The sequence below is a fragment of the Staphylococcus sp. SB1-57 genome (assembly GCF_017086425.1).
GTDB classification, from domain to species: domain Bacteria; phylum Bacillota; class Bacilli; order Staphylococcales; family Staphylococcaceae; genus Staphylococcus; species Staphylococcus warneri_A.
Window position 1 is genome coordinate 1,917,219 of sequence record NZ_CP070964.1, and the last position, 16,135, is coordinate 1,933,353.

15 protein-coding genes are annotated in these 16,135 nt (G+C 32.5%); 1 reads left to right on the plus strand and 14 read right to left on the minus strand.

Features of this window, described 5'->3' with window-relative positions; translation table 11 throughout:
* Nucleotides 1–56: 56 nt before the first annotated feature.
* Nucleotides 57–458, plus strand: coding sequence for a hypothetical protein (locus JX000_RS09550; protein ID WP_075778927.1), 402 nt, complete (start codon nucleotides 57–59; stop codon nucleotides 456–458).
* A gap of 14 nt (nucleotides 459–472) precedes the next feature.
* Here JX000_RS09550 and JX000_RS09555 read toward each other — a convergent pair whose 3' ends face one another.
* The 14 genes from JX000_RS09555 to uvrB form a co-directional block, all read right to left on the minus strand.
* Nucleotides 473–718, minus strand: coding sequence for a sigma factor-like helix-turn-helix DNA-binding protein (locus JX000_RS09555; protein WP_185291348.1), 246 nt, complete (start codon nucleotides 716–718; stop codon nucleotides 473–475).
* 374 nt (nucleotides 719–1,092) lie between these two features.
* Nucleotides 1,093–1,287 (minus strand): hypothetical protein, encoded by a 195-nt coding sequence (locus tag JX000_RS12170; protein ID WP_228077250.1) that lies wholly within the window; start codon nucleotides 1,285–1,287, stop codon nucleotides 1,093–1,095.
* 62 nt (nucleotides 1,288–1,349) lie between these two features.
* Nucleotides 1,350–1,580: a hypothetical protein gene (locus JX000_RS12175; RefSeq protein WP_228077251.1), complete on the minus strand. Its 231-nt coding sequence runs from the start codon at nucleotides 1,578–1,580 to the stop codon at nucleotides 1,350–1,352.
* 180 nt (nucleotides 1,581–1,760) lie between these two features.
* Nucleotides 1,761–2,048: a hypothetical protein gene (locus JX000_RS12180; protein ID WP_228077252.1), complete on the minus strand. Its 288-nt coding sequence runs from the start codon at nucleotides 2,046–2,048 to the stop codon at nucleotides 1,761–1,763.
* Between the two features lie 996 nt (nucleotides 2,049–3,044).
* Nucleotides 3,045–3,989 carry a DNA-binding protein WhiA gene (whiA, locus tag JX000_RS09570; protein WP_002450905.1) on the minus strand — a complete coding sequence of 315 codons (945 nt, stop codon included), beginning with the start codon at nucleotides 3,987–3,989 and terminating at the stop codon, nucleotides 3,045–3,047.
* Nucleotides 3,990–4,128: 139 nt separating this feature from the next.
* Nucleotides 4,129–5,121 carry a gluconeogenesis factor YvcK family protein gene (locus JX000_RS09575; RefSeq protein WP_124228490.1) on the minus strand — a complete coding sequence of 331 codons (993 nt, stop codon included), beginning with the start codon at nucleotides 5,119–5,121 and terminating at the stop codon, nucleotides 4,129–4,131.
* On the minus strand, nucleotides 5,121–6,029 hold the full coding sequence (gene rapZ / locus JX000_RS09580; RefSeq protein ID WP_002450907.1) for an RNase adapter RapZ: 909 nt from the start codon (nucleotides 6,027–6,029) through the stop codon (nucleotides 5,121–5,123). Before rapZ ends, JX000_RS09575 begins: the two co-directional genes overlap by 1 nt.
* Nucleotides 6,030–6,210: 181 nt before the next feature.
* Complete coding sequence (trxB, locus tag JX000_RS09585; RefSeq protein ID WP_002450908.1) at nucleotides 6,211–7,152, minus strand: thioredoxin-disulfide reductase; 942 nt, start codon at nucleotides 7,150–7,152, stop codon at nucleotides 6,211–6,213.
* 64 nt (nucleotides 7,153–7,216) lie between these two features.
* Nucleotides 7,217–8,656: a tetratricopeptide repeat protein gene (locus JX000_RS09590; RefSeq protein ID WP_124228491.1), complete on the minus strand. Its 1,440-nt coding sequence runs from the start codon at nucleotides 8,654–8,656 to the stop codon at nucleotides 7,217–7,219.
* 18 nt (nucleotides 8,657–8,674) lie between these two features.
* Nucleotides 8,675–9,157 carry an acyltransferase gene (locus tag JX000_RS09595; RefSeq protein ID WP_107532222.1) on the minus strand — a complete coding sequence of 161 codons (483 nt, stop codon included), beginning with the start codon at nucleotides 9,155–9,157 and terminating at the stop codon, nucleotides 8,675–8,677.
* A 7-nt stretch (nucleotides 9,158–9,164) separates the two neighbouring features.
* Nucleotides 9,165–10,001: a prolipoprotein diacylglyceryl transferase gene (gene lgt / locus JX000_RS09600; RefSeq protein ID WP_037552023.1), complete on the minus strand. Its 837-nt coding sequence runs from the start codon at nucleotides 9,999–10,001 to the stop codon at nucleotides 9,165–9,167.
* 7 nt (nucleotides 10,002–10,008) lie between these two features.
* Entirely contained in the window at nucleotides 10,009–10,941 is a 933-nt protein-coding gene (gene hprK, locus JX000_RS09605; protein WP_015365270.1) for an HPr(Ser) kinase/phosphatase, read from the minus strand.
* Nucleotides 10,942–11,224: 283 nt separating this feature from the next.
* On the minus strand, nucleotides 11,225–14,071 hold the full coding sequence (gene uvrA / locus JX000_RS09610; protein ID WP_124228492.1) for an excinuclease ABC subunit UvrA: 2,847 nt from the start codon (nucleotides 14,069–14,071) through the stop codon (nucleotides 11,225–11,227).
* A gap of 7 nt (nucleotides 14,072–14,078) precedes the next feature.
* Nucleotides 14,079–16,064 (minus strand): excinuclease ABC subunit UvrB, encoded by a 1,986-nt coding sequence (uvrB, locus tag JX000_RS09615; protein ID WP_124228493.1) that lies wholly within the window; start codon nucleotides 16,062–16,064, stop codon nucleotides 14,079–14,081.
* Between the last annotated feature and the right edge of the window lie 71 nt (nucleotides 16,065–16,135).

The following is a 16,135-nucleotide window of genomic DNA, read 5'->3' on the forward strand; positions in this document are numbered from 1 at the left end:
ATACAATTAATCTTTATATACCATTATTTAAAATGATTCTTAAGGAGGTGTATATGATGAATGTATTGATAGAAGATATTAAAAAATCTCAGTGGTGTATGGTAACAATGATTATTACATCTATTTCATTTATCTTTCTAAAATTAATGGCCAATGAATTTATTAAACAGTTTGGTAATGATGTAAATATTCGAAATTTAGGTAAAGATGGTTACTTAAGTGGCACATTAATAATTTTATTAATAGCTTTAATAACTGCTATTTTTTCAATTTTAACTGCTTATCTAGGCTTTAGGTCACTCCAATACGATTTCAATATCACTTCGTTAGTTTGTATTGCATTATCAATAACTTTGTTAATGCTGACGTTTTTCATTAGTGAGATACCATTCTTAAAAACAATTATCCTCGTACTAATTATAGGCTTTGCCATTATAACTATATTAAATGATAATTAACAAAAAGCTACCAATTACGGTAGCTTTTCTAAGAGTCCATCATATATTTGTCTAATGCGTTCACGACTTAAATCAAATATTTCCCCTATATTTTCGTATGAATGCCCCTCGCTAATTAACCAGTACACATAATACTCTTTATCTGATGCGATTGTTTCTATCAAAGTATCTAGTTCATTAAAGTATATTGTGTCGTCTATATGATCATTCTCTATTTCTTCATCTTGATTTATATTAAAGAAATCATCAATGTTAGTCACTACAATATCTTTATCGATATCATTTTTATGTTGATAGTTTTCAGAAATATTTTCACACTTTGTTTATCATATTTTTTCATACCCAACCTATCTCATTTGCTAATTGTTTAATAATGATTCTACGCCCTTTATTGAAGTCATTCATACTTAAATTTAGTGCTGGTGCTATTACTTCATCAAGTTGTTCACCTTTCCACCAAGATAACTCTATAATTTGCTGATATAATATTGAACATTCGTTAAAGACCGAAGTTATACCTCTAGTAAGATGATATAAATTGTGATGGTATAGATCATTCTCAACGATTGATAATAATCCATCATTTTATGATAATTTTTAAAGTGTTTCGATAAAATCACGTAATCATCATTCTTCATGGCATCGCTAACACCTTTCTATTGGTAGATAATTCTTCTTTAACTTGTTCTAAATGCTCATCAAATGCCTTTTGGTATAATTCTGAACGTTCATTTTGTCTTTCTTTACGTTTTTGACTCTCAACTTGATAGATATCTTTCTTCAAGCGTTCGATAACATTTTGATTTCTTACTTTACCACTGATTAACATATATTTAATCACATCTTGTTGTTCGTTCTGAATATAATTCTTGATGATATTTTTGAGTAAATTTAACCTGTCGTGTGCTGTTTTTGAATTATATTGAAGTTTCGCTTTCTCATCAATGATACAAATACCATCATATCTTTCTCATTGGTAATCACATGACTCATATTTAAATGATATAGGCTATCTATTTGTGATTTCATAGCTTTAATCTTTCTATTAATCACTTTGGGATTATAATCCATTAAAAATTCAATTTCTGTGATTTTATCATTACTTTCGAAGTCAGAGACCAAATAATCACACCTTTTTCAATGGATTTGACGCTTAAAATGATTAAAAAAAGGGATAAACTGAGTTACCCCTTTTCATGAAAAATTTATCCCCGTTGCAAACGAAGGCCCCCCGCCGGTACCCGTCAAAAATAATATTTGACCCAAAAGGTAGGGGGGAATAAATTTTATTGTATAAATTATTTATTTAATATTAATGATTCGTAATAACTCTGGCACAATTTTGATATCAAACACATAGTTCAATGCAAATTGGTACACGCCTCTTAATGCTTGTTTCTTTTTATTGTACATAATAGGCTCATATTTAGCATATATAGCATGCCCAAAGTCTCCTATAAAGATATCTTGCGCATCATCTGTAACTACTACGTGAGATACATTAAATAGCTTAGTTAAATCACCTGCAAGTCCACCTAATCCCATCTGTGCTAACTCTTTGATGAGTTTATCATGATGTTCTGTGTTCATTATGATAGATACATTACGTCTAAATGTTTGTGGTATATCTTTTATCGCTTATTAAATACCATCATACATTGTAGTGTTACTTACTTCTTTAATGCCTTGATTATATAGTGATAAGTCTTGGTTATCTTTATCAATCAATCCACTCGCATTGTTCTTATCTAAGAGTAATGTTGTTTCATATGTGACACACTCATTAATAAAGATCTCTTTAAGTAGGTCGAGCCATGCACTACACTGTCTGATACTTCTGTATATATGTGTCCCTCGCGTCTATAAAAGTATTTGCTACTACCATTAAGTGATAGCTCAATACCATTAGTAGCTAACTTATCTTTAATGTATGTTAGTGATGGTATAGATTCAACATGTTCATCATCTGTAATAGTAATCACATCACGTAATGTTTGAGGTAGCTCAGTATTAACTAATAACTCTTTAAATACTTCTATACGTGCAGTCGGTAACTCTTGAATATTAAAGTTATTCTCATTACTAACTAATTGCTTTGTTAATATACCTACTCAACTAATTACTTTATAGTTAAATGTTTAGGTCATAAATCTGCGAAAATCACTTATGAGATTTATGGGAATTTATTAGAAGAATCATATGAAGAAGAAAACACGAAAACAATAAAATTAATGAATGATTTATAAAAACACTGCCTTAAAATAGAGTAATGATTTAATTAGTTTATAGAGAAAATGATTGGCAAAAGTATGTAAAATACAAATAGATAAAATTACTGATTTAATAGCATTTTAAAAATGAGCCAAACACTATTTTAATTAAAAATCATCCCTTCGAGGGGGCTCATATATGTTAAATACAAAGACTGCTTATGCAGTGAATCAAATTAACAGAAGAAAGCCATGATCTCCAAATTTAGAATACATGATTACACAATGTGTTCTATCAATGAGACATGGCTTTTAGTTTTATCACTTCAGTATGATATATTTTTCCGGATTACATTCCACTAGGATAGTGAGTCTTTTATAGTTCAATCTTCTCACCGTTTCGGATTTTATCTGCTAATTCGTTTAATTTTCTTAAACGATGATTCATACCTGATTTAGAAATAGGCCCTGTGGAAATCATTTCCCCTAATTCTTTTAAAGAAATTTCTTGATGTTCAACTCTTAATTTCGCGACTTCACGCAAACGATCTGGCAAATTGTCTAAACCAATTTCTTGGTCAATTAATTGAATACTTTCAACTTGTTTCATAGCTGCACTCACAGTTTTATTTAAATTTGCTGTTTCACAATTTACTAATCGATTAACTGAATTTCTCATATCACGTACAATTCGGACGTCTTCAAATTTGAGCAGTGCTTGATATCCACCAATTAAACTTAAAAAGTCAGATATTTTTTCCGCTTCTTTCAAATACACGATACTACCTTTTTTTCTTTCAAGATGTTTGGCATTTAATTCGTAACTATTCATCAATTTAGTTAATCCTTCAGAATGATTCTCAAATTGAGAAAAAATTTCTAAATGATATGAAGATGTTTCAGGGTTATTTACAGAACCCCCTGCTAAAAATGCGCCACGCAAGTAACTACGTTTCATTTCATCATCTTGAATCATCTCTGGATCAATTTCATGTGTAAATACACCTTCTTTTAAAATACCTAATTCGTCAAGAATCTCTCTAGCTTTCATCTTTGTACGACAAATGTATATATTATTTTTCTTCAATTTCATTTTTTTACGTACTAATATTTCTACTTCAACATTAAAGATACGCTTAATCAACGAATAGATTCTTCTAGCAGTTGTGGCATTTTCAGTTTGAACGTTTATCACAAACTGTTGATTGGACAGACTAAGTGCCCCATTCATACGAATTAATGCACTGAGCTCTGCTTTCGCATTAGCTTCATCTACATCTATACGAGTTAATTCATTTTTCATATCTGATGCAAAGCTCATAGAACACTCATTCCTTCCTATCATTGTCTACATGATTTATTCGCAATGACTTTTTTCTAAATAAATCTCATCTAAATTATTTTTCATACTGAATTAACTGACTCAACTTTGTTCTAATATATACTCATCATGACTACTGCTAACGTTTGCTGTTAGGATCAAATTGAATTGTACTAATTAATTCAAGTGCGACTTCATATATCAAAGTAGATAATACTTTGGTATTGTGTCTTACTAAGTGTTCGTCTGATATTTCAACTAGATTAGATGCCGTAATCACTTTAATACCGTCCTGTTTTAATTCATCAACGTTAACAGCAACGGGTTCTGAATGCTTTTCTCTGTATTTTTGTAAAACATTGTCATTAAATTGATCCGTACAACAAATGACGTAATCGACAAATGATTTTCCTGCTTGTCGATGTAATGCATTAATATGTTCTTTCACATCATAACCATCTGTTTCACCTGGCTGTGTCATTACGTTAGACACATATAGTTTAGGTGCAGAAGAATTTAATAATGCCTCTGATATACCTTTCACACATAAGTTAGAGATGACACTCGTATACAACGAACCTGGACCTAAAACAATTAAGTCTGCTTCTTCTAACGCTTCCACTGCTTCTTCCATAGGTTCAACATCATCCGGTTCTAAAAAGACTTTGTCTATCTTTTTTTGCATCTTAGGAATTTTAGATTCACCGTAAACAATGTCTCCATCCTCCATAATGGCATTTAATTGCACACTTGAATTGGTTGATGGAATCACTTTACCTTTAATATTTAATACTTTACTTAATTCTTTAATTGCATGTCCAAAATCATTCGTAATATTGGTCATACCAGCTATTAATAAATTACCTAATGAATGTCCACTGATTTGATTTTCTTCAAATCGATATTGAAATAATTGAGTTAACACTGATTCCGAGTCACTAAGCGCTGCAATAACGTTTCTAATATCACCAGGAGCTGGGATATCCATTTCATTTCGAATTTTACCTGTACTACCACCATCATCTGCGACCGTTACAATAGCGGTAATATCAATTGGAAATTCTCTTAAACCTCTTGCTAATACTGATAAACCAGTTCCCCCGCCGATTAATACTACTTTCATTCTTCTCATTAGTGCTCGCCACTTTCAATATGTGCATCTCTGTGATGAACATAAACGTTATAATCAAAAACCTCATTTAGATATTCACCTAAACGTTTACTTAAAGCTACTGAACGATGTTGGCCACCAGTACATCCAATAGCTATGACTAATTGAGATTTACCTTCTTTCTTGTAACCTGGAATCATGAATTTTAATAAATCAGTTAGTTTATCAAAGAATATTTCAGTTTCTCTCCATTTCATTACATAGGTATACACTTCTTCGTTTAATCCAGTTAATGGACGTAACTCTTCTACATAATAAGGATTGGGTAAAAATCGAACATCAAATACTAAGTCAGCATCCATTTGAATACCATGTTTAAATCCAAAGCTAGTCACATTAATCGTAAATGTTTCAAAATCGTCATTCTCATAATAATTAACTATGCGTTCTTTTAATGCTTTAGGTTTAAGTTGGCTCGTATCAATCACATAATTGGCGATACTTCTAATTTGTGAAAGTTGTCCACGTTCTTCATTAATGGCTTCAATTAATGAACGTTGTCCCTTTTCATTTAATGGATGCGCACGTCGTGATTCTTTATATCTTGAAATTAACTTTTCTGTTGTTGCTTCTAAAAACATGACATCTACGATAACATCATTTCTACTTTTGATTAAATCTATTTCTTTCACAAGTGATTTAAATAATTCTTTACCTCTTAAATCTATAGCAATTGCCACTTTTTGTAATGAAGGATTACCTTGCTCCATTAATTCAACAAATTTAGGCAATAATACAGGTGGTAAATTATCTACACAAAAATAGCCTATATCTTCTAAACTTTGAATGACTAGAGATTTACCAGCACCTGACAAACCAGTTACTACTAATAGTTCACTCTTTCCCATTTCTTTTTCAGAATTCATCATTTCATTGGTCACCGCCAGTTATTTTGAAATTTATACATTAATAGCTTCATCATACCACACTCAAATTCACAAAGGAACGTTCCTAAGACTTAGAAAAAGCTAGAACAACAAATGGATTATTGGCATTATAATCCTCCCATTGCTCTAGCTTAAATTACTGTTGTGATAAATGGTATTTAATTTATGCTTCTAATTTATCTTTAATAGCTTCTATATAATCTGCTGCACTTTGAGCTGCGATACTACCGTCGCCTGTTGCAGTAACAATTTGACGTAACCCTTTATCTCTTACGTCACCAGCAGCATAAATACCTGGTACGTTAGTACTCATATCTGCTTCAGTTACAATATAACCATTTTCATTTGTAATACCTAAATCAGTAAATGGTGCTGTTAGTGGTTTCATACCGATATAAATGAATACACCATCTGCATCATAAGTGACTTCAGAACCATCTTTAGTTGATTCCAAAGTAACAGATCCTACTTTGCCGTCTTTGTCATTGATTGTTTTTAAAGTATGACTCCAAATAAAATCAATTTTATCATTTTTAAATGCACGGTCTTGTAAAATACTTTGTGCACGTAATTGGTCTCTTCTATGAACAATAGTAACTTTATCAGCAAATTTTGTTAAGAATGTACCTTCTTCAACAGCTGAGTCACCGCCACCAATAACAAATAAACGTTTGTTTTTAAAGAATGCACCGTCACATACAGCACAATAACTTACACCACGTCCACCTAATTCTTGTTCTCCTGGTACGCCGATTTTTTTATATTCAGCTCCAGTTGAAATAATCACTGCGTGTGCTGTAATTTCTTTGTTTCCTAAGTTAACGACTTTATAGTCGCCTTTATCTTCGATTGATTTAATATCACCATATTGATACGTAGCACCAAATTTTTTCGCATGTTCAAACATTTTAGTAGATAAGTCTGGTCCAGTAATCATTTCGAATCCTGGGAAATTCTCTACCTCTTCTGTATTTGCCATTTGGCCACCTGGCATACCACGTTCAATCATAACTGTGTTTAAATTGGCACGTGAAGCATAAACTGCAGCCGTCATACCAGCAGGGCCTGCACCTATAATTGCTACATCAAAATCTACTTCAGTCATTTACTTGCCCTCCTACTAAATAATCATTAAACGCATTATATATCAAAATAAGTATTTCATAAATTTATATGCTCAACATATAAGTTATCGTTTTATCTAGTTTGTAATGACTAATATCAAACCATTCTTTAATTTGCTTCTTAGTCAACTTCTGATTTGTTTGTTGGTAATACAAATATAAATACGCACCTATATATCTTTCTACTTCAGTTAAATCTGCTTGATCAGCAATAATTGATTCAGCTTGATCTATCCATTGAACAAATAATGATGTATCATTTCGAAATTGGTCGAATTGATACAGTTTTAGCATACCACGATGAATGAAGTCCAATTTATTCAAGGTTAAACCTTGAACTAAATATGTTAAATATAATTTTTCATAATCATTTAATGTTTCTAAAACAGCCCATATATCTTCTGTTATCAATATTTCTTTACCATTCAATTGATTTAATAGGAAGATTCCATACAATCTATAGTGACTATCATCATCCATTAATAATGGTAAAATTCGTTGATCAAATACATGTTTGCTTTCCTCTATAACCCAAGGTGGAAATCCTACATCCACTTTAGAAATTTGCAACAGTTTATTCCAAAATTGGATACTCTCATCTTTATTTCCTAGGTAATAGTAATTGTAACTTAAAGCATTGAACATTTGTATCGAAGCAAATTTACCTTTTTTATACAGTGGAAGCAGTAACTTCTGTGAGGCATGATATTGTTTCAAATAACTTAATACAATGCCTAGTTTAAAGCTTTCATCATCATTCATTGGTACAACTTTACTTAATATATTCAAGTAACGTTTATACTTGTCTTTTTCATTTGTATTATAAAGTAATAACGTATAATGACAAAGTGCATGCACATCTGTATTATCTTCATTTAATAGTTCCTCAAACATGTCTTTAGCTATATCATATTTACTTAAATATAAATAACACATCGCTAATAAATTTTTAATAACACGATGATTTTGTATAGTTTCGTCTTGATTTAATATATATGATTTTGCTTGTTCTAAACGACCTTGTGAAAATAAAAATTGGAACAATAATTGAACAGCAAAAAGTTGTGCCTCTACTTCAATTTGATGCTCATTAGAATACGAAACATCAAACGTTTCTTCTAATTCATCACGAAAATCTTGATCGTCTGTGATTAATACATAATTAATACCAAACAAGAATGCCTTGTTTGGTTCATTTAATTCAATGTTCAACTGACTCAATTCATAAAAACTATCAGCCACGTGTCTATCATTAATAATATTTTCATAGAATAAATGTTCTGCACGACTACCAAAACCTAGTTTAACTAAACATTGAGCGTAGTTTAATTGAATATCAAAATCTTCAGGTGACAATTCTAGCACTTTACTATAATAATCAGCTGCTTTTTTAAAATCTTGTTGCTTCCACTTTTGAGCTGCCATTTTGCGATAAAACGGTTCATCAAAAGCCATTGAAATAATTTTATTATTTTTATCTGCCAAAGATTGTCACCTCCATATTCATTGTATTTGTATAGGATTTCCAAATGCGACCGAATTACTCGGTACATCTTTAGATACAACTGTTCCTGCACCAATTTTTACATGATCTCCAATAGTGACACCTGGAAGTATAGTGACATTGGCACCAATTAATGTATGACTGCCAATCGTTACCTTTCCAATGTTAAATTCGTCTACTAAAATTTCATGCGTTAATATTGTAGTATTATAACCAATCACACTATTATTGCCAACTGTTATTAGCTCTGGATAAAACAAATCTGGTACTACTTTAAATGCGAATACAGAATGATTTCCAATATCCATACCTAATAATTGACGATACATATGACTTTTGAATTTTAAGTTTGGCATGTACCGACAAATCTCGATAATAATCGTTTGCCTTAATACTTTAGGAAATTTGACTAATCGATAAATATGCCATAACGGATTCATATTAGTGGCTTGATATCCACGGTGAGGCTTTAATTTTCTCATATTTGAATTACACCTTCTGCTTAGGCCAACTTAATGGGCCAGCATTTTTGTATGTGGGTGGTTGATATTTGAAACGTCTATATAACATTAATGCCACACTGATAATAATTAAAATCACAGATACTAACTGAGCCACTCTAATATGACTTGTTAACATTAAGCTATCTGTCCTAAGCCCTTCTACAAAGAAACGGCCGATCGAATACCAAATTAAGTATAAGAAAAATGTTTCGCCTAATTTCATGTGTTTTCTAATTGTAACTAAAATAATAAATCCTAAAACGTCCCACACTGATTCATATAAAAATGTTGGGTGATAATAATGACCATCAATATACATATTATCAATAATGAATTGAGGTAAGTGCAACTGTTCTAAGAATGATTTAGATACCATACCACCATGCGCCTCATGATTCATAAAGTTACCCCAACGTCCTATGCCTTGTGCCAAAATAATACTTGGTGCAACAATATCTCCAATTTGAAATGGATTTAAATTTTTTATTTTACAAACTATAATACCAGTGATAAAACCACCTATTAATCCACCATGAATGGCTATACCACCATGCCAAATTTTTGGTATTTCACCTGGATTTTGCATGTAGTAGGGCCATTGGAAGATAACGAAATAAATACGTGCCACTATGAAACCAAATATTGCACAGTAGAAGATAACATCTACAAGTGTATCCTTATGTAACCCTATTCTCTTTAATGCTTCTTGTGCTACAAAATAACCTAATAAAATGCCGCAAGCAATAATAATGCCGTACCATCTTATTTGTAGTGGGCCCAAATGAAATGCAATAGGATCAATATAACTTAACGTTAAATTCATCATCTAACTACTCCTCACCTTTATGACTGTTACGAACAATTTCATCATTCAAGCGTTCACTAAATTCTTCTGCTGTATTGATACCCATGATATTTAAACGATAGTTCATTGCGGCAACTTCAATGATCACTGCAACATTTCGTCCAGGTCTAACTGGAATAGTCTTTTTAGTTATTTCTGTATCTAAGATACGTAATGTTTCTTCATTGAGACCCACACGGTCATACAATTTTTCTTTATTCCAATTCTCCAAATTAATATTCAAGCGAATTTGCTTCTCAGTTAAGATTGAACCAGCACCGAATAATGTCATTACATTAATAATACCTAGACCTCGAATCTCTAATAAATGTTCAATCAGTTTTGGAGGTTTACCAATTAATTCATCTTTTGTAATTTCTCTAATTTCAACGTTGTCATCTGCAACAAGTCTGTGTCCTCTTTTAACTAGTTCTAAAGCTGTTTCACTTTTACCAATACCTGAATCACCTGTGATGAGTACACCCACACCATAAACATCAACAAGTACACCATGTAATGATGTTGTCTTTGCTAATTCATGTTCTAAAAATGTTGTTAAACGACTCATAAGGCTTGTCGTTGCGTCTTTAGCAACAATGAGTGGCGTGTTAAGTTCTTTTGCAGCTTCAACAAGTTCATTAGGTGGTTCTAAGCCTCGTGTTACAATAATTGCAGGAGTGTCTGGTCGACATAACTTTCTCATTCTTCCTTGTCGCTCGTCATCCGGTAATAAGTTGTAAAAAGATAACTCAGTCGTTCCTAGTAATTGAATTCGATCTGAAGCATAATGTGAGAAATATCCAGCCATCTCTAAACCAGGGCGAGAGATATCTGTATTCTTAATCGGTTTATTTAATCCTTCTTCACCGGCTATTAATTCTAAATTTAATACTTCAACTAATCTTTCAGTTGTTAACATGCGTTCACCTCTATATTGAATTGTTACTACAAATTCACTTTCTTTAATCATATCAAAAATCAAACTACTATCTATATTAAAAAGTTATATTAACTCAATGTTTAGAAAATAGTCATGATTGATTAACGTAAAAACCGTTAAATCTCTGACATTTTTTTGCTTACACGTCAGTAATACCGTATTGATATTTCATTTGAATATGTATTGAATGAAAAAATAATTTAAAAAAGATGATTCCAGTATACTCTGAAATCATCTTAATATAAATTATAACATCATTCTTTTATGATTCATCCTCATTTCTATCTCTTTCTAAAACTGTTTTCAAATATTGACCTGTATATGAACCTTCGACATTGGCAATATCTTCAGGTGTTCCTGTAGCAACAATGGTACCGCCACCATCGCCACCTTCTGGCCCTAAATCTATAATGTGATCAGCTGTTTTGATAACATCTAAATTATGTTCGATAATGACAACTGTGTCACCATTTTCGACAAGTCGGTTTAAAACTTTTAATAATCGACTAATGTCATCAACATGTAAACCTGTTGTTGGTTCATCAAGAATATAAATAGAACGTCCTGTTGATCGTTTGTGTAATTCAGAAGCCAGTTTTACACGTTGTGCTTCACCACCCGATAAGGTAGTAGCTTGTTGTCCTAAAGTAACATAACCTAATCCGACATCTACCAATGTTTGTAGTTTACGTTTAATCTTAGGTATATTTTCAAAGAAATGAGTCGCATCTTCTGCTGTCATTTCTAATACATCAGCGATATTTTTTCCTTTATATGTGACTTCTAACGTTTCTCTGTTATAACGTTTTCCATCACAAACTTCACAAGGAACGTAAACGTCAGGTAAGAAATGCATTTCTATTTTGATGATGCCATCACCTTTACAAGCTTCACAACGACCGCCTTTAACGTTAAAACTGAAACGCCCTTTTTGATAACCTCGAATCTTAGCTTCATTGGTTTGTGCAAACACATCACGTATATCATCAAACACGCCTGTATAAGTAGCTGGATTTGAACGTGGTGTTCTACCAATTGGTGATTGGTCAATATCTATAATTTTATCTAATTGGTCAATACCTTTAATTGAATCATAGTCTCCTGGCTTAACTTTAGATTTATTGATTTTTTGTGCAAGAGATTTATATAATACTTCATTTACTAATGAACTTTTACCAGAACCTGAAACACCCGTCACTACAGTCATAAGTGAGAGTGGAATATCTACATCAACGTTTTTCAAGTTATTACTTTTAGCGCCCTTGATGCTAATTTTTTTATTAGTCGCTTCACGTCTGTGCTCTGGCACATCAATTTTCTTTTTACCACTTAAATATTGCCCTGTCAGGGAATTCTTATTTTTCATTACTTGTTTAGGCGTACCTTGAGCGACAATTTCACCGCCATGGTTACCCGCACCAGGTCCGACGTCTACTAAATAATCAGCTGCGCGCATAGTATCATCGTCATGTTCTACAACAATAAGTGTATTGCCTAAATCTCTCATCTCTTTAAGTGTATTAATCAAGCGATCATTATCACGTTGATGTAAACCTATAGATGGTTCATCAAGTACATAGAGCACACCAGTGAGACGAGAACCAATTTGTGTCGCTAAACGAATACGTTGCGCTTCACCACCAGATAACGTACCAGATGCACGGTTTAATGTCAGGTATTCTAGCCCAACATTATATAAGAATGTTAGACGAGAAATGATTTCCTTAAGAATTTGATTGGCAATCGCTTGGTCTTGTTCTGAAAGTTCGATATTTTGATAATAATTCAAAGCTTCTTTAATTGAGTATTCAACAACTTCACCAATATTTAATCCTGCCACATAAACTGAAAGAGCTTCTTTACTTAAACGTTGTCCATGACATGTCTCACATGGTAATTCAGTCATATATCGACTCATCATCTCTCTCGTATACTCTGATGGCGATTCATGATAGCGACGATTGATATTATTAACTACACCTTCAAATACCATTTTACGTTTTCTTTGTCCACCGCCAAATCGCTGATTAAATGTAAATTCAATTTCCTTATCTCCTGAGCCGTGCATTAATATATTCTTTTGTCTGTCAGTTAGTTTTTTATATGGTTTATCCATATTAATTTTATAAACTTCACAAACACGTTTTAATAACGTTGGATAGAAATCTGAACTTGTAGGTTCCCATGGTTCAATTGCACCTTCATTAAGTGTCTTATTTGGATCCGGAATAACTAAGTCCATATCAACTGTTAATCGTTGTCCTAAACCATCACAAGTTGGACACGCACCAAAAGGACTATTGAAACTAAACATACGTGGCTCTAACTCACCTATGGAAAATCCACAAATTGGACATGCGTGATTTTCGGAGAATTTTAATTCTTCTCCATCGATAATATCAACTGTTAAACTTCCTTCGGCAAGTTCAAGTGCTGTTTCGATTGAATCAGCTAGTCTTGTTTCAATGCCTTCTTTAACAACTAATCGATCAACAACGACTTCAATAGTATGATTTTTATTCTTATCTAATTCTGGTACTTCATTCACATCGACAATCTCACCATCAACTCGCAAACGTACATATCCTTTTTTACTTATATCTTCAATCAATTTTTCATGACTACCTTTACGGTGCGAGATAACTGGTGCTAATAGTTGAATTTTAGTTCTAGTTTCTAATTCTAAGATTCTATCTACCATTTGTTGAACAGTTTGCGATTCTATCTCTATGTGATGATTAGGGCAGTATGGTTTACCTACACGTGCATATAACAACCTAATATAGTCATATATTTCAGTCACTGTAGCTACTGTAGAACGTGGGTTCTTACTTGTTGTTTTTTGATCAATTGAAATCGCTGGTGATAAGCCTTCAATTGTGTCAACATCCGGTTTATCCATTTGACCTAAAAATTGACGTGCATAAGCACTTAATGATTCTACATATCTTCTTTGACCTTCGGCATAAATGGTATCAAAAGCTAAAGAGGATTTACCTGAACCAGAAAGTCCTGTCATCACTATCAACTTGTCTTTAGGTAATTCTATATCAACACCTTTTAAATTATGTGCTCTTGCACCTTTCACTACTATGGATGGTTCTCTCATTTAAATGTCACCCTTCTGATTTTAATTCGAATAACATATCTCTTAATTCTGTTGCTCTCTCAAAGTCTAAATCTTTAGCTGCTTTTTTCATTTCTTTTTCTATATTTTCTATCGTTTTTTGACGTTCTTTTTTCGTCATTTTCTTAGGTACTTCTGTTTGTTTATTTTCATTTGTATCATCACTTTCGACAGTAGCACTGATAACATCATGAATTTTCTTATTGATGGTTTTAGGTGTAATACCGTATTTCTCATTATGAGCCGTTTGAATATCACGTCGTCTTTGCGTTTCATCAATGGCGTATCTCATTGAATCTGTAATCTTATCTGCGTACATAATAACTTCACCACGATCATTACGCGCTGCACGCCCAATGGTTTGAATTAAGGAACGATTGGAACGTAAAAATCCTTCTTTATCTGCATCTAAGATAACAACTAATGAAACTTCGGGAATATCTATCCCCTCTCTTAATAAGTTAATACCAACAATTGCATCATACGTACCCATACGTAAGTCTCTTATGATTTCAATTCTCTCGAGTGTTTTGATTTCGGAATGAAGATAATTGACTTTTATTCCTGCTTCTTTCATATATGTTGTTAAATCTTCACTCATTTTTTTAGTTAATGTGGTAACAAGTACCCTTTCATTTTTATCAATTCTATCTTGAATTTCACTTAACAAGTCGTCAATTTGATTTTCTGTAGGGCGTACATCAATTTTCGGATCTAACAATCCAGTTGGTCGAATAATTTGCTCTACCATTTCGTCTGTATGTTCTATTTCATAAGGTCCTGGTGTTGCAGATACATAGACTAATTGATTCGTTTTTTCTTCAAACTCTTCAAATTTTAATGGTCTATTGTCTAACGCGCTAGGCAATCTGAATCCATGATCAACTAAAACTTGCTTACGTGCTCTATCACCGTTATACATCCCTCTCACTTGAGGTAGTGTTACGTGTGATTCATCAATCATGATTAACCAGTCATCTCCAAAGTAATCAAGCAATGTATACGGCGTAGAACCTAAAGGTCTTAACGTTAAATGTACGGAGTAGTTTTCAATACCTGAACAGAATCCCATCTCACGCATCATTTCCAAATCATAATTAGTTCGTTGTTCTAACCTCTGTGCTTCTAAAAGTTTATTTTCATCTCTTAATTCTTTTAAACGTTCTTCTAATTCTTTTTCTATTCGTTCAATCGCAACTTTCATCTTTTCTTCACGCGTAACGAAGTGGGAGGCTGGGAAAATTGCAAAATGTTCACGTTCTCTTATAACTTCGCCAGTTAAATAGTTCACTTCTCTAATACGATCGACTTCATCACCAAAAAATTCTACTCGAATACACATTTCTTCTCTAGAAGCAGGGAATATTTCGACTACATCGCCTCGTACTCTAAAGGTACCACGTTGAAAGTCTATATCATTTCTTGTATATTGCACATCAACTAGTTTTCTTAATAATTCGCTACGTTCCATTTCCATGCCCACACGCACACTGACAACTAAATCTTTATATTCTTCTGGATTACCCAAACCATAAATACAACTCACACTCGCTATGATAATAACATCATCTCTCTCAAACAAAGCGCTTGTTGCTGAGTGTCTTAATTGGTCAATTTCATCATTAATAGACGCATCTTTTTCAATAAATGTATCTGTCGATGGTACATAAGCTTCTGGTTGATAGTAATCATAGTAACTCACGAAATATTCCACCCTATTTTCTGGGAAGAATTCTTTGAATTCACTATATAATTGTCCAGCCAATGTTTTGTTATGTGCAATAATCAATGTTGGTTTACCTATTTGTTGTATAACATTACTCATTGTAAATGTTTTACCTGTTCCAGTTGCACCAAGTAGTGTTTGATGTCGCTTTCCTTCTTTAACACCTTTAACAATTTTCTTTATTGCTTCAGGTTGATCACCTTGAGGATCGAACTCTGAATTTAATTTGAATGGATAATGTTCAACCATTACTACATACGCCTCCTGTATTGTTTACAACTCAACTTTTATTACTCAAGATTATTGAAATCATTTTATTC